Source organism: Neobacillus sp. S1227 (genome assembly GCF_055385255.1).
The window spans coordinates 3,441,183-3,465,562 of the sequence record NZ_AP038276.1; the positions used below are offsets into that span (position 1 = coordinate 3,441,183).

Annotated in this window: 20 protein-coding genes and 2 pseudogenes; 2 read left to right on the forward strand and 20 right to left on the reverse strand. The window is 39.3% G+C overall.

Annotation, left to right across the window (positions count from 1 at the left end):
• Nucleotides 1–108: 108 nt before the first annotated feature.
• Nucleotides 109–606 (reverse strand): DinB family protein, encoded by a 498-nt coding sequence (locus ACZ5AE_RS17155; protein WP_464565825.1) that lies wholly within the window; start codon nt 604–606, stop codon nt 109–111.
• A gap of 316 nt (nt 607–922) precedes the next feature.
• The gene (locus ACZ5AE_RS17160) at nt 923–1,060 is read right to left on the reverse strand and encodes a hypothetical protein (protein WP_464565826.1); all 138 of its coding nucleotides are present in this window, start codon (nt 1,058–1,060) and stop codon (nt 923–925) included.
• A 441-nt stretch (nt 1,061–1,501) separates the two neighbouring features.
• On the opposite strand from ACZ5AE_RS17160, the gene ACZ5AE_RS17165 reads away from it, so the two are divergent.
• Nucleotides 1,502–2,980: a SulP family inorganic anion transporter gene (locus tag ACZ5AE_RS17165; protein ID WP_464565827.1), complete on the forward strand. Its 1,479-nt coding sequence runs from the start codon at nt 1,502–1,504 to the stop codon at nt 2,978–2,980.
• A 33-nt stretch (nt 2,981–3,013) separates the two neighbouring features.
• On the opposite strand, the gene ACZ5AE_RS17170 is transcribed toward ACZ5AE_RS17165, so the two are convergent.
• On the reverse strand, nt 3,014–3,445 hold the full coding sequence (locus ACZ5AE_RS17170) for a DUF2383 domain-containing protein (protein ID WP_464565828.1): 432 nt from the start codon (nt 3,443–3,445) through the stop codon (nt 3,014–3,016).
• Between the two features lie 190 nt (nt 3,446–3,635).
• On the opposite strand from ACZ5AE_RS17170, the gene ACZ5AE_RS17175 reads away from it, so the two are divergent.
• Nucleotides 3,636–3,713 (forward strand): YjcZ family sporulation protein, encoded by a 78-nt coding sequence (locus ACZ5AE_RS17175; protein ID WP_464573651.1) that lies wholly within the window; start codon nt 3,636–3,638, stop codon nt 3,711–3,713.
• A 146-nt stretch (nt 3,714–3,859) separates the two neighbouring features.
• On the opposite strand, the gene ACZ5AE_RS17180 is transcribed toward ACZ5AE_RS17175, so the two are convergent.
• The 17 genes and pseudogenes from ACZ5AE_RS17180 to ACZ5AE_RS17260 all read right to left on the reverse strand — a co-directional run bounded on the left by ACZ5AE_RS17180 (nt 3,860) and on the right by ACZ5AE_RS17260 (nt 24,236).
• Entirely contained in the window at nt 3,860–4,876 is a 1,017-nt protein-coding gene (locus ACZ5AE_RS17180) for an aliphatic sulfonate ABC transporter substrate-binding protein (protein ID WP_464565829.1), read from the reverse strand.
• A 54-nt stretch (nt 4,877–4,930) separates the two neighbouring features.
• Nucleotides 4,931–5,770 carry an ABC transporter permease gene (locus ACZ5AE_RS17185; protein ID WP_464565830.1) on the reverse strand — a complete coding sequence of 280 codons (840 nt, stop codon included), beginning with the start codon at nt 5,768–5,770 and terminating at the stop codon, nt 4,931–4,933.
• A 13-nt stretch (nt 5,771–5,783) separates the two neighbouring features.
• A complete protein-coding gene (locus tag ACZ5AE_RS17190; RefSeq protein WP_464565831.1) occupies nt 5,784–6,554 on the reverse strand; it encodes an ABC transporter ATP-binding protein in 771 nt (256 codons plus the stop codon).
• A gap of 143 nt (nt 6,555–6,697) precedes the next feature.
• The gene (locus ACZ5AE_RS17195; RefSeq protein WP_464565832.1) at nt 6,698–8,044 is read right to left on the reverse strand and encodes an LLM class flavin-dependent oxidoreductase; all 1,347 of its coding nucleotides are present in this window, start codon (nt 8,042–8,044) and stop codon (nt 6,698–6,700) included.
• 342 nt (nt 8,045–8,386) lie between these two features.
• Entirely contained in the window at nt 8,387–8,734 is a 348-nt protein-coding gene (locus ACZ5AE_RS17200) for a hypothetical protein (RefSeq protein WP_464565833.1), read from the reverse strand.
• A 219-nt stretch (nt 8,735–8,953) separates the two neighbouring features.
• Entirely contained in the window at nt 8,954–9,490 is a 537-nt protein-coding gene (gene ssuE, locus ACZ5AE_RS17205) for an NADPH-dependent FMN reductase (protein ID WP_464565834.1), read from the reverse strand.
• Between the two features lie 69 nt (nt 9,491–9,559).
• Nucleotides 9,560–9,778 carry a Fur-regulated basic protein FbpA gene (locus tag ACZ5AE_RS17210; RefSeq protein ID WP_464565835.1) on the reverse strand — a complete coding sequence of 73 codons (219 nt, stop codon included), beginning with the start codon at nt 9,776–9,778 and terminating at the stop codon, nt 9,560–9,562.
• 232 nt (nt 9,779–10,010) lie between these two features.
• Entirely contained in the window at nt 10,011–10,772 is a 762-nt protein-coding gene (locus ACZ5AE_RS17215; RefSeq protein ID WP_464565836.1) for an alpha/beta hydrolase, read from the reverse strand.
• Nucleotides 10,773–11,052: 280 nt separating this feature from the next.
• Nucleotides 11,053–12,072, reverse strand: a complete 1,020-nt coding sequence (locus ACZ5AE_RS17220; protein ID WP_464565837.1) for a DUF3231 family protein — start codon at nt 12,070–12,072, stop codon at nt 11,053–11,055.
• Between the two features lie 293 nt (nt 12,073–12,365).
• Nucleotides 12,366–12,821 carry a C40 family peptidase gene (locus tag ACZ5AE_RS17225; protein WP_464565838.1) on the reverse strand — a complete coding sequence of 152 codons (456 nt, stop codon included), beginning with the start codon at nt 12,819–12,821 and terminating at the stop codon, nt 12,366–12,368.
• 447 nt (nt 12,822–13,268) lie between these two features.
• Nucleotides 13,269–14,279, reverse strand: a complete 1,011-nt coding sequence (locus ACZ5AE_RS17230; RefSeq protein ID WP_464565839.1) for a DUF3231 family protein — start codon at nt 14,277–14,279, stop codon at nt 13,269–13,271.
• Nucleotides 14,280–14,767: 488 nt separating this feature from the next.
• A pseudogene (locus ACZ5AE_RS17235) lies at nt 14,768–15,340 on the reverse strand (thermonuclease family protein).
• A 241-nt stretch (nt 15,341–15,581) separates the two neighbouring features.
• Nucleotides 15,582–16,619, reverse strand: a complete 1,038-nt coding sequence (locus ACZ5AE_RS17240) for a DUF3231 family protein (RefSeq protein WP_464565840.1) — start codon at nt 16,617–16,619, stop codon at nt 15,582–15,584.
• Between the two features lie 281 nt (nt 16,620–16,900).
• Nucleotides 16,901–18,345: pseudogene (locus tag ACZ5AE_RS17245) on the reverse strand (spore germination protein).
• A 194-nt stretch (nt 18,346–18,539) separates the two neighbouring features.
• Nucleotides 18,540–18,905: a hypothetical protein gene (locus ACZ5AE_RS17250; RefSeq protein WP_464565841.1), complete on the reverse strand. Its 366-nt coding sequence runs from the start codon at nt 18,903–18,905 to the stop codon at nt 18,540–18,542.
• A 201-nt stretch (nt 18,906–19,106) separates the two neighbouring features.
• Nucleotides 19,107–23,276, reverse strand: coding sequence for a 5'-nucleotidase C-terminal domain-containing protein (locus ACZ5AE_RS17255; protein ID WP_464565842.1), 4,170 nt, complete (start codon nt 23,274–23,276; stop codon nt 19,107–19,109).
• Nucleotides 23,277–24,095: 819 nt separating this feature from the next.
• Nucleotides 24,096–24,236: a hypothetical protein gene (locus ACZ5AE_RS17260; protein ID WP_464565843.1), complete on the reverse strand. Its 141-nt coding sequence runs from the start codon at nt 24,234–24,236 to the stop codon at nt 24,096–24,098.
• Between the last annotated feature and the right edge of the window lie 144 nt (nt 24,237–24,380).

The window sequence follows — 24,380 nt, forward strand, 5'->3', positions numbered from 1 at the left end:
AAGAAAAAATAATAAAATGAATCACCCAGCGATCCTGATCTTTAACTTTTTCACTCGTTTAGCCTAATTAAATGGTTTTCAATGAACTTGGCAAACCAACTTTTGAATTTAAGACCAATCAATGGCACCCCAAGAGGATTGCAGCTTTCGCAGCAGAACAATTTGGCCGAGATGATACGTATCGTGCATCATGATATGGCTGAGTAAACGCTCAATTGAGTCCCTGTTCGCTGCATAGGGAGCTTTTAACTTTTCATCGTCAAGGTCTTCAATGACCGTTTTCAATTTATTCATGACTTCATTAAAACGCTGCACTGTCTGGGCCCACCCAATTTCGTCTCCTGGATCCCCCGGATTTCCAAAGGTTTCATCATTGTCTTCTGCCTTATGCGGATTCTCTGTGCCCTTTATTCGATGAATTACGTCTTCATTGCAAAATATCAAGTGATTGACAATCTGCCAAATCGAATTGCTGTTTCCCGAACTTGTCCATGCTGCCTCAGCTGCGGTGACTCCATGAAGCGCCTGATCCATGGTTGCAAACCAATCATTCTCATGGCAATGCATGTCGAGCTGTTCTAAAAACATTTTGGTAACAACTTGCATACAACCAACTCCTCACTGAAATAAACCATTCATACTCATAAAATAACCACTATTTTCGACTGTCGGCCATTTTACGAAAAATATTCTCAATGAAATACTCCAATCATTTGGTTTGAGAATACAACAAAACTATGTTCACTATGACTTATTCAGCTTATCCAGCTTTTATTCCTTCATACATGAGAAATAAAGTACCCTAAAGGGAAGACTTTTTTTAGTGTCTACTCTATAGGGTACTTTTTATTATTCTGATAATCTTTTTGTATGGACCTATTTTATTTAGAGCTGAAATCCGCCATTGTCTTCGGTTAGCTGGTTAATCATTAGACAATTCTTCCGCCTTGTTTAATTGCTGCTGACGGTCATTTATACTACGTTTTGTAAAACTAGGAAGCGGGTTCTCCTCTTTCCGCATTCGTCTCTTCTTTAACCAGTCCCGAATACGTTTACGCAACCTTGACCTCTTTTTCAACATGTATCTCCCCTATCACCTTCACATTTTCCTCGGGCAATCCACCGGGTTCGTATATCATTTTGGGTTTCACTTGTAGTATATGTCTCCATTTTAACAGGTTAAGAGGAAATTTGTTAAATTTATTTGTATCTTCTTGTATGGTCCGCAAACTGCATTTAAAAAAAGCGAAAGCAGCTTAATTGGAATTATTCTACAAAAAATGTTCCTTTCATGTTCCATTGAATTCCTACTAAAAAGTAGTGGTTGTGACGAAAATCGAAGAAAAATAGAGAATGGGAAAGAATAAGTAAATTGTGTCCGTTTTCATAGTATTTCACAAATTTGTCACATTCGCTTATACTTTGTTTTGTTAACAACGGCCCCGGCTTTCATGAGAGTTGAAAGTCAAAAAACAATAAAATAAAGGGAGATGTGCTGCGTTTGAATGTAAACACAATTAAATATTCATGGTTTGGAAATATCAAGGGAGATATTCTTTCAGGAATCGTGGTTGCAATGGCTTTAATTCCGGAAGCAATTGCCTTTTCCATCATTGCTGGTGTCGACCCGATGGTTGGATTATATGCTTCGTTCTGTATTGCCGTTACGATTGCTTTTGTTGGTGGAAGACCTGGGATGATTTCAGCTGCTACGGGGGCAACAGCTTTATTGATGACGACATTAGTGAAAGACCACGGGTTGCAGTATTTACTGGCTGCCACTATATTAACGGGTGTTATCCAAATCATAATGGGAGCTTTAAAGTTAGGGCGGTTAATGAAATTTGTACCCCGCTCGGTTATGACAGGTTTCGTCAATGCCCTAGCGATATTAATTTTTATGGCTCAATTAGTTCAGTTTGAAGGTGCATCATGGCAAATGTATGCGATGGTTGCTGGGGCTTTAGCGATCATTTATATCCTGCCTCGATTTACGAAAGCTGTTCCATCGCCATTAGTAGCCATTATTGTTATTACTGCTATCGCTATTTTTACAGGCAGTGATGTTCGTACTGTTGGTGATATGGGTGAATTAGCATCTAAATTACCTGTATTTTTAATTCCGGACATTCCATTTAACTTTGAGACATTGCAAATTATTTTTCCGTACTCCTTATCGATTGCTGCTGTAGGATTAGTGGAAACCCTTCTTACGGCTTCTATTGTGGATGACATGACGGATACAGATAGTGATAAAAATAAAGAAGCGCGTGGTCAAGGGATTGCCAACATTGTATCTGGATTGTTCGGCGGAATGGCCGGATGTGCCATGATTGGACAAACAGTTATTAATGTTAAATCTGGCGGTAGAGGCCGGTTATCTACATTTGTTGCTGGTGCGTTTTTATTAACACTTATTGTTTCGCTGCAAGGCTTCCTCGTACAGATTCCAATGGCTGCATTAGTCGGTGTCATGTTTATGGTATCAATCGGTACATTTGATTGGTCGAGTATAAAAGCAATCAGAAAGATTCCCGTTACGGACACGCTTGTTATGATCGTGACTGTTTTGACAGTAGTAAAAACACATAACTTATCATTGGGCGTGTTAGTTGGAATTATTTTAAGTGCTATTTTCTTTGCCTCAAAAATTTCAAAAGTAAAAGTAACCTGCCTTTCTGCAAAAGGTTCTCATAAGAAGGTTTATCATGTTTCTGGTCAACTTTTCTTTGCTTCCGTAACAGACTTTGTCAGCAGTTTTGATTATAAAGAAGCTGTTAATGAAATTGATATTGATTTATCCAATGCACACCTCTGGGATGACTCAGCGGTTGGAGCGATCGATAAAGTGGTCATTAAGTACCATCAAAATGGTGTCAAAGTGAATTTAAAAGGATTAAATATGGAAAGTAATAAACTTCTTGATAAAATTGCCGTGCATAACAAACCTGGCGGACTTGAGAAAGTTGCTAATCATTAAACATGTTAAAAAACACACTCATTGTGTGTTTTTTTAATGCAGCAATTGTCGTAATTCCTGGGCAATCCTGCGGTTTGTATCGATCACTTCTTCGACGATGCGTTTGCTTTCTGGGTCGAGGTCTCCCTTTACGAGTTCTTCCGAATACTCAACACCATATTGTTCCATTCCCTTTAAAGCATCCTGGATAATACCATCTGTTTCATCAGGGACCATCATCTTATGCATATAGCTTTTCAGCTTGCCTGAGACTCCTTCACTATCTGCGGGAACCCCATGTAAATTTTGAATCCGTTCCGCGAGCACTTGGGCCGATTGCTTCGCTTCTTGCTGCAGGGATTGAAACTTCTGCTTTATGGCTGTTTCCTCCAGCTTTTGTATATGATGTTCAAAAGCGTGAATTCCCATATACGTTCCTCTTAATAAAGTGTTCAACTCCTCAATGACTACCTCTTCTTTATCCACTTGCTTCACACCCTTTTAGTTTATTATTAAGCGTGTGCAAAGTTTTATCCTATCTTTTGTTGTTTCGAATTTAGTATAAAAACATTATTATTTCAGTATATTTCCATGCTTGTCCATTACACTCATATTCGTTTTACCATAAGATGTACTATCCCTAAGGAGGTGGTTTGTTTTGTCTGACGGAAACAGTATGGGCTCATCATTCGCTTTAATCGTAGTGCTTTTCATCCTCTTAATTATCGTTGGTACACAGTTTATGATTTACTAAGGTTAGGATCAAAATTGTAACGACTCAATTAAAGATAGAAGCGTCGTATGGCGTTTCTATTTTTCTATTTTATAATGATCAAAACATTGATTGATAAACTAATAGGAGGAGATAGATTTAGGAACCTATCTCCCCTTTGATTTACATTATTTTTTCGTTAATTCCTTCAATGCCTGCTCTACAAATTTGTTCTCGATTACTTTGGAAGTATCCAGCTTTTTATTAATACCGCCTACAGAATATAAAAAGTCAGCTTGTTCCTGGTGTGCTTTGCTAAATTCAGCTGTTGCCGGAGACAAAATAGGATCACTATTTTCCAAAACCGTTTGAATGATCTTCACGTCCACCTTCTGGGATTCCGCTATCTCCTTTGCTGTCTCGTCAAGATTTTCGACGTAGTGCCTGCGGACCTCTTCGTATGTCTTTAAAAATAAGACGGTTAAATCAGGGTGTTCTTCAGTAAATTTTGTTCTGGCAATCAGAAAGCTAGGTGCATTGATATCCAAGTCCTCGCCCGAAGCCAATACCTTTGCTCCCGTTTGAAACACTGCAGTCGTCACATATGGATCCCATACAGACCAAGCATCAATCGAACCATTATCCAATGCCGGCCGTGCTTCATCCGGCTGGAGCTGAATAACCTCAATATCCTTATCTGTTAAGCCGGCACGATCCAATGCCATGTATAAAAAGTTATAGGCACTGCTGCCTTTTGCGACAGCAATTTTCTTATTTTTTAAATCCTTTAATTCTTTAATGGTGCTTCCTTTCGGTACTAAAATAGAGTTTCCCTTTCTCCCATCAGCTGTAACACCAATGGCCTTAAAATCGATATTCCCTGACTGCCCCGCAATGACTGGTGTTCCTCCCACAGACCCAAAATCCAGCCGGCCTGAAGCCAATGCCTCAAAATGCGGCGGTCCGCTTGCAAACTCATTCCAGGTTACTTTTACCCCTACTTTTTCAAAGGCCTTTTCAAAGTATTTATGTTCTCTTGCATATGGCAGGATCCCTGTTTTACCCTGAACTCCTATGTTCACGACAATATCCTTTTTCGCCGCCTTTGACGAAGCTTCTGTAGTGGATGCTTCCGAGCAGCCGCTTAAAAAAAGTAAGACTATGACAAATAGAAAACTATAATATTGTGCTAATTTCTTTGACATTAGATTACCTCCATAAACCCATATGATTAGTCGGATTAAAGCCAAAGGTTTTCCTTACCCCTTGAAATTATCCTGCCATTTTAATAGTCTCTTCTCGAATACTTTTACAAGTGAATCGGAAACTTTACCAAATACAGCAAAAATGATAATCCCTACAAACACAATCGATGTTTGCGAGAATTGCCGTGCATCCATAATGAGATAGCCAATTCCCTCACTTGAGCCCATTAATTCAGCCGCAACCAGGGCCAGCCACGCTACGCCGATCGACAAGCGCAAACCTAATAGGATGTTAGGCAGTGCCGATGGCAAAATCAACCGTGTGATCAGCTGCCAGCGATTAAACTCCAGTACTTTTGCCACATCAAACAATTTTGAGTCCACACTTCTGATGCCTAAAAACGTGTTCACATATAGTGGGAAGAATGCCCCTTTGGCAATCAGCAATATTTTCGAAACCTCGCCAAACCCAAACCACAGAATAAACAATGGAATGACCGCCAATGTTGGAACGGTTCTGAGCATTTGGATCGTCGGATCTACCGTTTGTTCAATATTCTTTTTAAAACCAACCGCCACTCCAACCAGCAGTCCGAGGGTCCCGCCTATTAAGAACCCCCCTAAAGCCCTCCATAAGCTAATTTTAAAATGCTCTATTAAATTTCCAGTTAACAATAAATCAATAAAGGTTGTCAGGATCGCGCTGGGTCTTGGCAATAGCGTCGGGGATATGAGCCCCAAAGCCCCTGTTAGTTCCCAAATGACTAAAACGACGATTGGAAAAATAAATCCTTTTAACGTATTGGTAACCTTGCTTAGGTCTCTTTTACTTTTTAAAACTTTCTTCGTTGTGGAGTTTACCTTTTCCAAAGATAAAGCTGATTGGTTACTCATGTATGAACCTCCTTTAAATTCCGGCGCTATCGATTAACTCTAACTCTTCCACTTTTTCGAATTCCCTTAACACGAGATGCCGGAACTCTTGAAAGGACTTGGTTGACTTTTTTCGTGGAAATGGCAAATCGACATTGATTATTTTTTGAATCGCACCAGGCCGTGCACTCATAATGATGACTTTGTTCCCCAAATAGATCGCTTCATCAATATCATGTGTCACAAAGACCATCGAGGTTTTCTCTTCCCGCCAAATATCCAATAACGCATCCTGCATATGGGAACGAGTAAATGCATCTAAGGCGCCAAAGGGTTCATCGAGAAGAAGGATTTTTGGATTTCTCAGCAAGGCTCTCGCGATCGATACTCGCTGTGCCATTCCCCCTGATAGTTCTTTGGGATACGCTTTTTCAAATCCCTCCAGCCTGACAAGCTTAATTAGCTTGTCAACATTCTGTTTCACTTCGCTATCCGTCAATGGGAGGCTTGCCGCAATATTTCTTTCCACCGTCAGCCAAGGGAACAGCCTAGGTTCTTGAAAAATTACACCTTGCTTAATGCTTGCACCCGTCACCCTTTCTCCATCTAGTTTGATTTCACCCGAGTATTCTGTATCGAGACCCGCCATTGCTTTTAGGAGAGTACTTTTTCCGCAGCCGCTTGGCCCGATAATCGTAATAAATTCGCCTTTTTTGACATGCAAATCAATATTATTTAAAACATGAGTCGCTTCTTTTCCTTTTATAAAGGTTTTATTTAATTGGTTAATTTCTAATAGTGTCATTGAATACTCCTTTCAGTTATTTTTTCAAAAAGCTCTTTTTTTAAAAAGATTGTTGATATTAAGGATTTGCAAATAAACTCGTAAAATCGCAAACAAAAGAGCTGGATTCACGAATAATGCCTAAGAATCCCCAAAAAATACAACTACGAAAACTGCCTTACAAAATGGTTTGCTGGTCTTAAGAGGCCAAGGTGATCGCGTAACGTCTGTCCTGTATATTCTTCTCTAAACAGTCCCCTGTTTTGCAGTTCTGGGATGACCAAATCAACGAAATCCTCCAATCCGCCCGGCAGGTATGGCGGCATAATATTGAATCCGTCGGCAGCCCCGTTTTCAAACCATTCCTGCAGCTGGTCCGCGATTTGTAGAGGTGTTCCTTTAATCTCTCGATGCCCCCTGGCACCCGCCACACGCTGGTATAATTGACGGATCGTTAAATTCTCTCGATCTCCTAAATCCTTGATGAGCTGGAATCTTGTTTTTGCTCCGTTTATATTGTTGATATCCGGCAATTCTGGCAGCGGCTCATCAACTGGATAACCCGATAAATCAAAGCTAATAAGTGATGATAACAGCCCAACTCCTACTTTTTCCGGTATTAATTCAATTAATTGCTGTTTCCTTTCGTTTGCTTCTTTCTCTGTCCTTCCAATCACCGGAAACACACCTGGCATGATTTTCAAAGAGTCTACCGATCTGCCATATTTCTTTAACCGGCCTTTAACATCCTGATAAAAAGCTTGTGCTTCACCAATGGTCTGCCAGGCAGTAAAAATAACTTCTGCCGTCTTCGCCGCAAGTTCCTTCCCAGCTTCCGAAGAACCCGCTTGAATAATTACCGGATGGCCCTGGACAGGTCTTGATATATTTAATGGTCCTTTTATGGAGAACCAATTCCCTTTATGGTTTAAGTGATGCACAAGATTTGGGTCGGCAAATCTCGCTGTTTCTTTATTGATTTGCAGGGCATTGTCCTCCCAGCTATCCCATAGCTTCTTGACCACCTCTACAAATTCTTCAGCTCGTTCGTATCTCAAACCATGCTGCAGATGATGTTCCTTACTAAAATTTAGAGCCTCTTCCTCACTTGAGGATGTCACCACATTCCAGGCTGAACGCCCGCCGCTAAGATGATCAATCGTTGCAAACTTCCGTGCGAGATGAAACGGTTCATTGTAGGTTGTCGATGCGGTTGCCGCCAAACCAATATGCTTGGTCACTGCTGCTAAAGCGGGAAGCAGTGTTAACGGATCAGGTCTTACGTTGACACTCTGCTCAATGCCAACTCCATTTCGGTCATTTACCGTATATCCATCTGCAAAAAAGATCATGTCAAATTTGCCACGCTCGGCGGTTTCTGCCAGTCTCCTATATAAATCAAAGGATAGAATCTCTTCAGTCGGACTTTCAGGATGCCTCCAAGAAGCTACGTGATGGCCTGGAATCATAAAAAATGCTCCTAAATTCATTTGTTTCTTTTGATTATTCATTACAATCGTCTCCTTTATGTTTTTTATATAAAAAGACCTGCCTTAGGATTTGTAAAAGGCAGGCCTTCGTTTGTACGATCGGCGGTTTTGCTGTTTGGGAACCCCTCGTGAGGGACATTTTCTCTAATTATTTAATCGGTTTTGCCCGTAGAACCTATGCTTACGGACAGTTCCTCTATTTTTTCCACCAGTTTTGTCCGTAGAACCCCTCCTTACGGACACTTCCTCTAATTTTCCCACCGGTTTTGTCCGTAGAACCCCTCCTTACGGACACTTCCCCTATTTTTCCACCAGTTTTGTCCAAAGCGACCCAACGTTCGGACACTTCCCCAGCTTTTATCACTAGTTTTGTCCGAATACCCCCTTCTCATGATGTTTAATGAAGTCATTTAGTTTTTTCATTAGCCCTCCATGACCGAATTTTAAAAATTTAGTTGATTCTGCTTTTGTTTCCTCGTAGGCAAAATCCAGAAATGCTAATATAAATATCCTTCTAGGTGCAATCTGCACAATACCATACTCGAAAAACCAATCGTCAATCATGTTATATATTCCTCGATTAACACGGTATTGCTGGTTGCATTTTTGAAAGAAGAGAAGATCTGGGAGATTTAAATAATAGTTTGCTATTAAATTGTTTTTCTTGGCTAATGAAGGTAATTCGATGTCGGTTATGGTGTTTCTTTGCATTTGAATACCCCCTTTTCAATCATATCCACCTTAAACCAAGCTTTTATTTATTGTCGTGTTATCACCCTTGATAGGGATGGTCTTCGTTGTTGAGTGTTGTTTAGTCCAAGCAATTAATAAAAATAAATAAAGGATTAAGAAGACTAAAATGAATTAATTTAGGTGTGATTTCATTGGTATACCTCCAAGAAATTCCTTTTTGGTATCCAAAAATCTGTATTAATTAATGGCCACTGCCTTCTCTAGTAATTCTAGTACTTCTGATGCAAGACGTTCTTCAAGCTGTGGATCGACAAATTTGATTTCATCACCTGAATAACTAATCTGTGCGTCCACTATATAAACTCCTTGTGGAATTTCCCGTGCGCCCAATGTCGAAAATAAAGGTTTAAATGCATATTCCAGTGTTAATAGGTGTGCAAGTGTACCCCCTGAGGCAATCGGCAGCACTGTTTTGCCAGCAAAGCCCTTCTCGGGAATTAAATCAAAAAAGCTTTTTAAAATCCCTGGGTAACTTGCTTTATAGACAGGACTTACGACAATCAATGCATCCGATTCTTCTACCAGCTTTTGGGCTTTTTTGATTTCTGAATGATTAAACTGTGCGTGAAGCAATGCTTCTGCGGGCAGGTCCCTTATTGACAGATGTTCCGCCTTCGATCCCTTTTCAGCTAGGATGCCGCCGATAAATGAGGCAATCGCTGCGGTACGTGAAACGCTCGTTGGACTTCCTGAAATAATTAAAATGTTTGTCATCAATATCTGCTCCTTTTTTGAAAAAATTGATATATAAAAGGCCCCTAACTCTTAATTAGTTAAGGACCTTCAGGTGCCTGATCGGTCATATTTCTTATTCCACTTGATTAAGCTTAGATTCGTATGTGGGTGACAGGATTGTAGGAATTCCCTATATTCATTCTCCAATTCCGTTAGTGATAATTCAAAAAGATGTTTATCAGCTTTCTTATATACGTTAAATGCAATCAATTTTTCTATTAATCTTTGCCGCCTTTGTTCCACCGCTTTCCTTAGAATGTTCCCCATTTAAACACCCCTTATATTTAGTTATTGAAGACAAAAAGGCCCTGCAATGTTTAATCATGTGATTTCAACATTGCAAGGCCTTCAGTAGACTGATCGAACCTTCATTATTCCGATTGGATAACTTTGAATTATAATTTATCAGCATTTTCCATCATTGTCAACAACAAAATTGATAAATGAGGATGGTTTTCGTGTCCCAAAATGTTCAAACCATCCAAACGGGCCATTTAGTCTAAACTAAAACTTTTTTTTCAATGATCTTCTCTATATGTTTTTGTGAATTCTTAATGATTTCATCCTTGTCATAATCCATGGATGCCACATGGTAAGAATGATAAAGTGTCACCACTTCTTTTTGAGTTGACCCAACATGGTTGAATATATAATCTGTGCATTCGTGAGGAACAACATGATCTTCAAGCGATTTAAAGCAAAGGATAGGCTGCGTGATCGTTGGGATGATATCATGCGTTTTCTTCATCAAAGTTTGGAGTTCATGAATAGACTGAAGTGGAACTTTGTTATAGGTTATTTCATGAACACCTTCTAATCTAATATCCGGCGAACCTTCAGGAAGAAACCTTGGCTTTGATTTTCCAACCAAATATTCATAGTCTGGTACACTTAAAGCAGCGTTAATGGTAACGATTCCCTTTATATCTGCATATTTATTTGCCAGCCAGAGTGCTAATGCCCCTCCCATCGATTGACCAATGACAAAGATCGTGGAGCAGCGTTCCTTTAAAAGCTTGTAACCTGCTTCCAAAGCTGAAAACCAGTCATGATGCGTAGTATTCTCTAGGTCCCGATAATGTGTTCCATGACCTGTTAACCTTGGGGCATAAACCGTATAACCTAGTTTGGAAAATTCTTTTCCCAAGTATTGCACACTTTGAGGAGTGCCCATAAATCCATGGGAAATTAATATGCCCGTATCGTTCCCTTCCATAAAAAATGACTCCGCTCCAGCCAAAATAGGATATTGTTCTTTCATCCCAAGTCCCCTCCTTAACGACCATTTCCATATTTCTAATTAACAGGATTATAATTCATATTATTCCTACCTGTCAACTATGAATTATGGAACATAGGGGTTCTCGTGTCCCAAAATGTCCTAACCATCCATGAAGGGTTTTAAAATTTTCTTTTATACTACTATACTTTATTTCACCTCTAGCACCTATCAAAATAAATCGGGAACGTAGACCTATAAATTCTAATCGAAATGAAAATAGTCCTTTTGCTTATTAACAGAAGGACTTTAAATATGGATATTATTGATTCTTTCGCCTTATTAATTCATCTCTATCCGATGCCATTGGAGGCTGTTCCAACCATCCATTTTTTATCATAATATTAGCTCCATCTTCAGCAAACAACTGAACTTCTAAGGATAGCCTGTTATACATTGCACTAATATCGCCTCTTGGACTTTGACTGATTGCTGTACCGTAATACCCGACGCTCAAAGTTACCAATCCAGATGTGTAGAACATCATAAGTTTATCAGAAAATGTATACGCTGTACTATTCGTTATTTCTGAATCCCATCCCATTGGCGCAGGGAGTTTACTTTCCTCTAACTTGCTTCTAAATAATTTAACATGTTTATTCCCAATTTCTAATCCTTTTAAAAAGAATTGTTTAACATCTTTATTTTGTGCAACCTGACTAAATCCAGTAAGTGTCGCAACTCCCAAAGCGTTTCTTTGGAGATTGGCAAATAAGGCGTCTACTTCGGCAGCTGTTAATGGTCTTTTCTCGCCAAACACATCTAACATAAACCATTGTTTTTTTACAAATTCAACCTTCTCTAAATTGGGCATACTGGGAGATCTGATAAACAATCCTTTTGACAATAATAAATCGGTTGATTTTTTATATAATTGCATGGTTTCCGTAAGGCATTCCATGTAATAGGCTTTCATGTCACTCCTTATAGATGCCGACAAACTCCCAGCATAGGATATAAGTCCAACCTTAGACATTTGGTTCAAAAAATTAAGGACAAAACTGTCTGAATAAAGCCTAGGAGCAGTTAAGTCAACATCCTCATTAATACTAAAACCATATGGAACAACATTTTTTTCCTCTGTTAAAATAGATGTAATCTTTTGGATATGTGACTGAGACAACTCTATAGCATATTTAATTAGGGGCTTAATTTCTTCATCCTCAGCTTTTTCTAAAAAAAACGAAAGTACACATATACTGGAGCTATCATTTAAGTATTGAATCCAAAGTTGAGCAATCTCACCTGCTGTTAGCCTAATCTGGTTTCCTTTTCCCTCCATACGCAACCTCCAAAAAAGTTCTACTAAAAAATACCTTCCCCATAAATTACGAATAGTATGTATTAATTACCTTTAAATCCAACGGTGCAAAATTATAAGCGCAATTGCGAAGGTTCAGGAATTTTATAAAAGTCATTTTTCCCATAGAAATGCAACCCAAAATTAAGAAATATCTATAACACATGCGTAGCTCTTTTCACTCTAGCGCCCTATTTGTTTAATAAGAGTTTAGATATTCAATTGCTTTCAAGAAATACTATTAAATGAAAAAAGACCACCGTCATCGATGATCTTTATACTCGCTTTACTCCAATATATCGAGCATGCCAATATGGGTTGCTTGTGTAGGTGATAATGACCCCTTTAGATGAGGATGCCATGATCATTTTCCCGTATCCAATATAGATAGCAACATGGGTCGGGGCACTTGCTTTGGATGGTCCATAGAATAGTAAATCACCTATTTGCAAATTAGATGGTCTATATCCGTTTCCATAGTACATTTGGGCTGCAGTGCGATTAAGTGTTCTTCCCGCTTTTCCGTAAGAATACTTCACAAGACCTGAACAGTCAAATCCGCTCGGCGACATTCCGCCCCATCGGTAAGGAACTCCGATATTAGATTTCGCAATCGAAACCGCTGCTGTATGATAATTATATGTTGCTGCTTCCACGTTATCACCCTTGGCGGCGAACAAAGAACCACAAGAAGCTAAGATGGTAAAGGCTACGATGAATTTCTTTAGCATGTTTGTTTCCTCCTAGTGTGATTTGATAGTTTCACTATACTAGAAAGGTATAACAGACTCATCACAACAATATGATAATCTCATTACAAAGTTATTCTGATATAATCACAAAGTACTAAATATTTATTTCTCACATGTTCTGAACTGCTTTCTTATTGCTAACATTGATATTTACCTAAGGCGTGTGCCTGTCCTTTGGAAAAAGGGATTATTCGAATTTATGTTTTTTACAGGAAGTCATACAGGAGTACTTGGAGTAGGAGAAAATAATTTGGCAAACCGTTCCTCCATTGTTAGGGGTAAAGGCGATAATTAATATCCGCCGCAATATGAAAAAGGCAAACACAAAGCCGTGCTCGCCTTATTAAAACAATCTGGAATTATCTTTGATACTTCGAATTACTCATTTCTAATACAACAGGCCATTATTAATGAATTACTATACACCTAATGATTATCATTAATTATTTGAGCCCGGTCCTCCATTTGTGGAGGTTCCTCATACCATCCGTGTTTAATCATAATTTTAATTCCTTCATCGCCGTAGAAATATATATCCTTAGCAATTAATGCAGTTTTTAAAGATATGTCATTTCTTAAAGTAAAAAATGTCCCAAAACTACTCCCTACCATACAGAAGCCATTGAGAAGGTAGACACAATGCATCATGAGTTTTTCAGAAAATGGGGGAATTATTGAAGTCGTTACCGTACTTCCTGAGGTACCGGAAAACTGAACATTGCTATCTAAGAGAATTTCTTGAAATGTTTTTATTTGCTTCTTACAAAGTTCTATTCCTTTTACAAAGTATTCTTTAACCTCTTTGGTCTTTGAACATTGAGCAAATCCTGTAATAAGCTGCAATCCAATATTATTTGACTCGATTGAGTGATGAAGAAAACCCAGTTCTAGGTCATTCAAAGCCCTCTTAGGATCAAATGGGTTCCATCCACTCATGTAACTTTTCCTTTTAATAAACTCCGTAGACTTTGGCATGGTCGCTTTTGGAGGAAGAGTCAGAATGCCTTTTTCCAGCAAATATTGAGTGGCTAGCATATAAATTCTTTGAGTGGTCGAAGTAAGACCCTCATAAAGCTTCATCATTTGGTTGTCGTAAGCCATATTCATATTTATGGTGTACATCCCCATGCTAATTTCTTTTAAAATACGGACAAACATAATATCAAATCCATTGTCATACAACTTTGGTGCTTCTAAGTTTACATCTTCTCTTGTAAATCCAACAGGTATCGTCATTCCATGGTCTTGAAAAATCTTTTCCATCTCTACAACATAAGAATTCAATGACTCCCACAGACCTCCTGTAATATTTTTGGCCCGTGGGTCATCTGCCTTTTCGAAAAAATATTCTAATATCCTAAGAATCAGTGTTTTTTCTTGATAAGTTAACCAAAGTGTCCCCGCTTCTGATGCACTTAAAGGGTTTGTTGGAGCCAATAGAAACGACCTCCATGCTTTTTTTCCTATTTTTCACAACCAATTTACTTATTATGTAAGAAGAGGAAATCAGTACAATATGAAACGCAGCCATTTGAGTACTGTGAAATTAAAAGGCTCTTTTCGTAAAGTTTGTTGTTTTTGGGAATAACACTGTCCGTTCCTTTCCGCTACAGGCGCTCAGCAAACCCGCGGGGAGGAAGTCGAGCCTCCTCGACATTCCGTCTGCGGGGTCTCGACCTTTCCTCTATTTCCCGCAGGAGTCAAGCGCCTTTCGCTCCAATCCACTCGGTGATTTCAATATAGTTAAAAGCAACAATCTCTGAGAAAAGAGCCAATTAAAAACAGTTAGTTAAACTTCCAGACCTTTGATTCAATTTTATAATGAAGTAAATAAATTGAATCAAAAGTATTAGTTTCTAAAAATATATACTATGAATTAGGACTAATAGATTAACCATCTAAACACCCACTAAATCCCCATTTCGTTACAAATCCCGGACTACTCCATATGTTATCCGTATGGCTAGCCGTTCATCGCTCTTAAATAAAGTTAGATATTTATAGGGTGGGTTCATTACGTAAGCCACCCTCGCGAACCCTTCCTTCAGCAGGCTTTCTTGAACCGATTTTCCATCGACATATACATAGGCAAGTAGACGGCCGTAGGCATCTCTTGTGTTCCCCTCTTCCAATTACAAAGTCAAGATTCCTGACTTCACCAATTCGTCATTCCTTAAAAAAGCTTCTTTCGCATAGGGCTGGGTGCACATACCCGGCTTTTTTGATTCTGGGGTATCAATCAATAAATAGCGGACCGCTTCAACTTTTCCGTTTACTTCTGCACGGATTGTATCTCCATCGATGGTTTCTACTAGAACCGCCGGACCCACCATCTTTGAATAAAACGCAGGCGTAATGACAGGAGTCGTTTCCTCATTCTGTTGAACGCTGAGGGATCCCGGCTGCAATGCCAGAAGGGCTGCTCCCCCTGCGATGAGGGCCATTCCGGCAATGTTCTTTTTCATTAATCTTCCCCTCCTACCTGATAAACCGTTCATAAAACAATCATCGTCTCATTGGTTTTCACCCTTTATTTAGAGAAATGATTTAGAAAAGGATAGGGACGAAAGTAAAATTTTTTTGACATGGCGAATTTGTGAATCAGAATGAAACTCCTTTTGTAGCTGATTAAAACCCGTCCATACTAAAAAGCGGTCATAAAAAGTGTTCCTAATCCGGTACACTCTTTTCTTTTAAATTTTAGAGAGCATATTATAATGCTTCGGGAATATGGGATGGTTACTCGTTTTTTGCTAACTTATTTCTTTCAACGGCAAGGGGAGGCTGCTCCATCCAACCGTTCTCCACCATGATTTCTGCGGCATCTTCAACAAATGATCCAAGGCTAATTAATGTTTTTGAGTACATAAGCCCTATATCATGTCTGCCGTTTACCGCCACAGAATTTCCAAATGCCCTAATTTTCATGGCGAACATATCCATCTTATGAAACAGCATTAATTTATCTGAAAATGGCGCAAATGTTGATTTAGTTACCAAATGGTCAAGATAAGATGGCGCAGGCAAATCCTCTTTATGGAGTTTTTCCCTGTAGGCTTCAATGTGTTTATGAGTCATTTTCTTCCCTCGAATAAACAGCTCACGAATCCTTTCCGATTTTACCACTTGGCTAAAAGCCATAATGAGTGCTTTACTTGTTACATTATTTTCAATATTGTCGTAAAGGTGAGTAACTTCTAATGCGTGTAATGGCCGTACATCTCCCATAAAACCATTTAAAAAAATTTTTTGAACAAATTCTACTTTATCTGGGACTGGAATAATAGGTTTGATTATTAGGCCTTTACCCATTAATATTTCTTTTATCTGTTTCATCAAAGCCATGGTGGAATCCATACAATAAATAAAAAACTCTTCTACATCTTTTCTATAAACAAGAGGGACGGCAATGCTATAAATGCTCATCCCCGCTTTGGCAGCGTATTTAAGATAATGAACATAGTATTCATCTTCAAATAAACGAGGAGCACCAACGTTCAAATCATTCTCTACTGAAAAACCCTTCGGAGTCGGGAAATTTTCCTTCTTAAATATCGCTTCTGTTGTTTTCATGAATTCCGTGCTTAATTTTAATGCGTTCTCTAATAATGTCTTAATATCTTGGTCCTCTACATGTTGAAGGTAATAGCGTAAAATGCATACTGACATGCTGTTACCCATATAGGTCGCCCATAGTTTGCCCATTTCTGCTGAAGTAAGATTTTCAGTTAGATCCGTTTTTTCTGAACTAATATTAATTGGCGTTAGCGGTTCCATTAAGAAAAATCTCCCTTTTCGAGTTTTGGTTAGTATTCTCCTCCATTCAAATCATATTCAGGTGTAACTTAATCCTAATTAATCAAAAGGATAATGAGATATAACTTTTCTGTTCAAAATATTTCAACTGGATTGATCTTAAAAATCATATAAAAATTAATGTGGTATTGTCTTTTCCCATACTTGGAACCCCTCATATACACTTTTTCATTTTTAAAATATCAATTTATTGCATCCAGCCACAATTGTTATCATTATGTATATATGGTGAATATAGTAGTTCACTTATCATTTTTATTTTTATGTGGATAGGTATGTTTACTGTTAACCAGTCTTCTTAAATCCCCCCTAAAAATGGAGTCTTTCATTTCATGAAGGCTAAATGGGAGGAAAGGAGACAAATAGGGAACACCTATAGATCTAAGAGATGCCATGTACAATATTAATAAAAGGAAACCAATGAGTATCCCAGTCACTCCTAAAAAATTTCCAATTAACAAAAAAACAAGACGCAGTAAATTTAAAGCACCCCATAAGCCGCCGCTTGCAATATGCATACTTGTCAAAAAGTTTACACCGACCACTATCATGGTTAAAGGGTGAATGACTTTCGCGAAAACAGCGGTCTCTCCGATCGTGATTGTTCCAATCAACGTAACAAGCAAGGTGGTATTTTTGGGAATTCTTAAAGTTGCTTCAAGAAGCGAATGGAAAATAAAAAAGATAAATAACACTTCCCATACAAACGGCAGCATGGTGTCTGAATCCGATAATAATTTTTTGTCAAATGAAGAAGGTAACCAACTTGTATGAAAACGAGTAATAGCTATATAAAAAGCAGGTAATAGGAGTGCCAAAACCCAACTGACAATCGAAAAATTCGAATGCCAAAACGGCCAGCTTTTGAATTGTATTCATCCGGCTGCTGAAAATAATGGATAAAGAGACAAGGCGCAATCAATACATATGGTAAGCCATTTATAATAATTACGACTCGCCCCTCAAATAATGCCGATACAGTTACATCAGGCCGCTCGGTCGTGAAAACTAAGGGAAATAACGTTTTTTTCTCCTCTAATGCGTCCTCAATGACACGAGCTTCCAATAAATACGTTACATCGATTCCTTTCATTATTTTTTTTACTTTTTCAAGTACCTGTTTATCGACATATCCTTCCATAAACAGTAAGGCCACATCAGTTTTTGAATCATTTCCAATTTGATACAATTCAATTTTTAGTTTCTGTGTCTGAATCATATTCTGCAAAAGATTTAAATTAACCTTCAGCTGTTCATTAAATCCAACCATGCTGCCTTTAATCGTTTGTTGGGTATTAGGTCCTGATACGGATCTTTTTTGCCAATTTGCGACATCTGCCAGAATTCCCTGATTATACCCATCAATTAAAACCAAACATTTTCCTTTTGTTAGGGCGGTTGCAATATCATCAATTGAAGACTCAACCGTAACATCAATGATTGATAGATGATCTTTTATAACAGACTCAATACTTTCCACCATTGGTATTTTCAGTAAAGGGGTTAAAATATTCTCTTGGATATTTTGGGTATTGGTGATCCCATCTATATAAAAAATGGCAGCTTCTCTTTTTGTTTTATCTCCGACGTTTAATTTTCTAATTTTCAAATTGGATAAACCATTAAATCGTTCTGAAAGAGCTTTTAGATTGCTATGTAGGCTTACGGATATATCTACTCTGGTCATAACACGATTCCTTTTTAATTTTAGTATGACCTGCTGTTTATAAAATTTACTTTATATACTGATTACTTCTTAACTTCTTTAACAGTCCTAACCATATCAAACTAAATTAATAATAACCAAGTGTCTCTACTTATTGTAGAAACGCCTGGTTTATTGAGCTTCATTTTGTATTTAATTTTTTATATCAGCAATTTTTAATAGTGGGGGTAATGATGGTGGTGATATGGATATGGGTGCGGATGGCCATATCCAATGCCTGGTCCGCCTAAGCCAAGTCCAGGATAATAACCTAACCCTGAGCCTGGTCCTCCCAAACCAAGTCCTGGTGCGAAACCAACGCCCGAACCCGGACCACCAAAGCCCATACCTGGATAAAAACCAGGTCCAAAGCCTGGTCCCCCAAACCCAAGTCCCGGTCCAAATCCTAACCCTGAGCCTGGTCCACCTAAACCAAGTCCTGGTGAAAAACCTACCCCTGATCCTGGTCCGCCTAAACCTATTCTTTCATCAATTGGAACATGGACAATATAATTTATATGATTATGCGGAATCACTTTCATCCTCCTCATTTCGTGGTTCATTAGAGCATATGCTTTTGGGTGATAAATTCCTGGGTATTCGCCCTGAATCTTCAAATTATATATGACATATGCGGATGGGTGCTTTTTTAGCTAACCTTCTCGTTACTTGAATATACTGTTTCTGTAATATTATGTTTATTAAAAAAGGCAGGCTGCTCAAATAGCAGCCTGCCTTCTCTCTTACTTCTCGTTTTTCTTTAATACGTCAACAACCGTTTCCATACTAACATTACCAGGAGCATCTGTGGCCGTCACCGTTAAGATATTCTTGTGTTTTTGCTTTGGCAGGGATACCTTAAACAGACCGTTAGCATCTGCTATAGCTGTACCTAGCTCCACCTGGCCCATCATTACCTTAACACTTGCACCGGCTTCTGTTGTACCTGTCACAACCGTATCATTATGAATGACAGGATCAACCTGTGGAGCATCTGGAGCAGTTACATCTTTAACTGTCACGACTGTCGCTTCACTTACATTGCCAGCCGAATCTGTTGCCGTAATGGCTAACTTGGTACCAGCTGCTTGTTTCGCAATCTCGATGACAAAGCTTCCTTCCTCTAAAGCCGTACTTGAACCGATAATGGTTCCATCAACAGACACCTCTACCGTTGAACCTGATTCTGCCTTGCCTGTTACTTTAGTCGATTGGTCCGTCACTTCGTTCACAGAAGGAGCCTCTGGAGCTGCGCTGTCCGCAACTTCTTGGACGATTCTGCCGTCAACAGCTGGTGCAACCGGATTGAACTTTTCTAAATAGGAAGTAAACACTTCAAAGTCTACAATATATAACTCTGTAATACGACCTTCGTCCTTCGCTGTTTTAAACATATCGTATCCATCGCCGCCGTCAGCAGTAAAGGCATTCGTCGCTACACGGTACGTTTTATCCGGTTGGAGTTCTTCATAACCATCAGAGGTTAAAGCCTCCACATACCAGACGCGTTCTCCAACAGGTTTCGCTGGATCGTACTTGAATTTTAAACCTGAGACCTGCAAGAATCCGCCTGCACCAGGTGCGCTCACACTATGCTCTAAGGCAGCAAGTATTTCTTTACCTGTTAGGTCTAAAGTGACTAGGCTGTTGCCGAATGGAAGTACAGTTAACACTTCTCCTAATGTAATATCTCCTTGATCGATGGAGGCACGGATTCCGCCGCCATTTTGCATGGCGATATACGTTGGGATGAACTCATTGGCTTTCGCTGCCATTCCGTCGGCAATTAGGTTTCCTAGGTTCGTTTCCTTGCTGCGAACATCATCGCGTTCACCATTTAATGCAACAGATGTACTTCCTACCACTTGTTTTTGCAGTTCTGTTAATGGAGCTTTATACTCCTCCACCTTCGCTTTTGCTGCAGCATCCTCTGTATACTTACTTAAATCCTTTAGTTCACCAGAGTAATCAGAAATCACACCATTTTCGTCAAATGTTACATCCACAACACCAAGGTATTTTAAATACTCATTAGCTTGGACAATTAGCGTCGGTTCCGCTTTATCTACAACCACTGGCGCATCTAGTTTTGTATGGGAGTGCCCGCCAACAATGACGTCAATTCCGTCTACCTTTTCAGCTAAATCCAGATCTGGTTGATAGCCTAAGTGAGATAAGGCAATAATTTTGTTTACGCCTTGTGCTTCAAGCATTTCGACCGTCGCATTGGCTTTTTCTATTGCATTTTCAAAAACAATGTCATCGCTAGGATTCGCTAGGAATGTTGTATCTTCTGTTGTTAATCCAAAGATCCCTACATCTTCTCCATCCACTTTTTTAATAATGGCTGGGAAGATTTCCCCTTGTTCATTCGTGCCTCCGATTGAGTCATGGAATAGTTGCCCTAGTTCTGAATCTTTCGTCACGTTTATGTTGGAGGACACAATTGGAAACTCTGCCTGCTTGATAAAGTTTGCAAGAGTGGCCGATTCCTTATCAAACTCGTGATTTCCAAGCGTCATTGCATCATAGCCTAGTTGATTCATAAAATACAAATCTGCCATGCCAAGATACTGTCTGAAATACAATGTTCCTGAAAACACATCCCCTGCATGCAGCAGCAGGCTGTTTTCCTTCTGGGACCGCATTTCGTTCACAGCCGTAATCAGTCGTGGGAATTGCTCTACATATGCATGTGAATCGTTGGTATGGAGAAGGGACATGCTGAATGGTCCTTTTTCTACTGGAAAATCTAACTGAGCAACAAGTGCATCATGATCACTAGCGCGTCCATGTTCTTCCATATACGGAGAGTTAAAGTTCACGATATCTAGCTTTGCATTTTTTGCTAAGTTATTGGATACCAACATATGATCCAATACTTGTGCATTTCCTTGATAGTTGTACGTGTACCTTTCAGAAGCAGGCAATGTTTCAACTAAGTTCGTTAAGTCATCACCTTCTAATGCTGCAAGTGGTACTGAAAACTCAAAATCGTTTAAGTCGCCTAATACCACTACATTTGCGTCCTCGTTCATTTCTTTTATGTCAGAGACAAAGTTATTCACGATTGTGGCGATTTGCACACGCTGTGCTTCACTTTCAAGGTGCGGTGGTTGATTTTTTCCAAATAAAGGTTCATCCCCTCCTTTTGAGTTGAAGTGATTGTTAATGACAATGACTTCTTCACCTTGGAAAGTGAACTCCGCTGCAAGCGGCTTCCGGCTGCTGTTAAATGCAGCATTTGTTGGGTCAATGCGGCCAGGGTTTAAGGTAAGAGAACCATTTTCGTAAGCGACAGCCGTTGTGGCATTACCCTTTGGTGCGTCGTTCAGGGTTACACGAGCAGGATTGTAAAGATAACCGACACGAATATTTCCTCCAGGCACTCCGCCGTCTTTCCCGTCCACTGGAGCGATGTCTGTCCAAGCATAGGCTGGTCCGCCAAAGCCCTTGATGGCATCACTTAATGCCTTATAATTTGCATCCGCTTTGACAACACCATTGTTTGTTTCCCCGCTTTCGTCAAGCACCTCAACTAGCCCAATGATATCTGGAGACCCTAAGTTATCGACCATTGATTTTGCCAGCTTATCACGTTTGGCCGTGTCTGTTGCTACGAAGTTCTCGATGTTGTAGCCTGCAATGGTTAGTTTGTCCTCTTCTTTTTGAATCGTCGTTACTTCATTCGTTCTTGGACGTTCGACTAGCTTAGGTAAATCAGCTGCTTTTGTGAGAATCTTAAAGTTGCTGAACGTATAGCTGACCACTCCTGTGACCGTTCCATCAAAAGTGTCCCCCGCTTTCGTTACAAACTCGCGATCATCAAGCTGAAGAAGCATTTTTTCAGGATTTTGATTTTCTTTTGTTAAAAGAGGAGTTCCTTCTTTTGTATAGGCTTTTCCATCCACATGGCCCGCAATGACAGGTACTTCACCATATTTCTGCGGTCCTGTTACAGTTGGGTTTTCGATTGAAACAAGCATACCTTCTAAGCTTTCATAAAAGTCAATGCCATCCTCCGCCGGGTCAAATGCCCCAAATTGGTCGTTGTCAATGACAGTAGTTGGCGGTGACACATCCTTACCGATTACGATTGGAGTCGGAAGCTCATTTCCACTTGAAACCTTTGTAACCTTTCCCGATTGGGCATTAATTTCAGTCATCGCTAAATCGGTTTGCAGCTTCTCTGCATAACCATCTAGTACCCACTCTTTTACAAGTCCCGAAACGGTTACGCTATCCCCCACTGTTACACCGTGAGATGGCTTGTAGACAAGAACGCCTTCTGATGTATTGGAGTTGTTATCTGGGTTTGGATCCTGCATGTAGAAATTGCTGCCGTCTACTACGTAGGTTACGATCCCTGGTACTTCTGCCACATTTTTATCTTTATAAGGTGAAGTGTGAGATTGACCTTGAATGTCACGAATTTTTATACCGGTTTCGCCCGTTGCTGGAGGTTCAACTGGAGGTGGCGTTGTGCCGTCAAATGACATGGCCGTTGGAGATTTTAGGCCAGGTACTGAAAAATAAGCTTCAAGTGAACCCATAACAAAAACCTTTTTACCGATAATTGAGGGATTCGTTAATAATCCAAAGGTTAAGCGGTAACTACTAGGGATTTGGACGGGCAGTATTTTGGTTGCGTCCCTTTCCGTTGGGCTATCTGCGATGGCAAAGTTTGTATCATCTTTAAATGGAGCCTCAAAATCATATGTAGCTTTTCCACTACCTCCACTCGCTGTATAAGCTACAATATACCCTGCCACAGTGGCTGTCCCCTTATTATTGGCAATTGCCTCTGCAACCGTAATAGGTTCAGCCGCTTGTGCCCGAAATGGGAGAACCATGCTAATCAACATGACTAACATTGTCGTTACGGCAAATATCTGTTTTCTTAGCCTCTTCAAGTGTGTTCCTCCTTCTATTCTGTTTTATTGTTACCCTCTATTAAAGAAATACTTCCAAATCTATAATATTTGTCCTCCTTTCCTTGGATGGAAGTACTAGGGCATACCAACACCTATATCTATTCATCTAGGTATTTCCATTTGTTTAACGAAAATTTTAACCTTCACAACACTAGACATTAACAATTTTTACATAATATAGAAATTTTAACTTCGAATCTATTATAATATTTATTGATTCCTCATTAATGAGAACTAATGCCCATACCTATCTTCTTATATAGATGTATCAGCTAGCATACTAATAATTTCCCTCAAACAAAAAAAACGACAGCATAAGCCGTCGTTCAACCAAATACAGTGGAATTGTAAATTAAGCTATTATACAACTAGCTGGCCCTACAAAAAAAAAAGCCCCATTATGGAGGCTGCTGGCTCTTAACTTCTGTCCCTAATAGCTTTGTCATGCTACTATTATTTTTTCGGCATTCTTGACAACTTAATAAAAACTCCCAGTCCCGCAAGGAAAAAGCCTAAACAAAATAAACTAGCTGGACTCCCCCAAACAATCTCACTCATATAGCAACCCCCTCTATTTGGAAACATAGTTATATTTTACCATACAGACAAATTCATTTGTCATATTTATTAAAAACAAGGAAAAATTTACTAAAGTAAAAAAAGGATTGAATTCTGCAATATACAGGTCCAAATCCTTTTACCTTGGTATTTTTTTAACTTTATTTTCGTTTCTATTATTATTGTGAACTATACTTGGAAATTAAGCAGCAAGAATCGTTCGTAACTACTGAAAAGTGCTTACAAGTAATGCCGATGAAGGGCATTTTGGCCTTCATCCAGCTTATGAAGGCTATTATTCACCTTGCCCCGAGCCGTTTGGTCTTCATTTGCCTTATGAAGACCATTTTCCTCCTCGGCCTGTGCCGTTTTGGGCTTCATTGCAATTATGATGACCATTTTCCTCCTCGGCCCGAGCTATTTTGGTCTTCATTGCAATTATGAAGACCATTTTCCTCCTTGCCCTGATCCATTTTGGTCTTCATTGCACTTATGAAGACCATTTTCCTCCTTGCCCTGATCCAT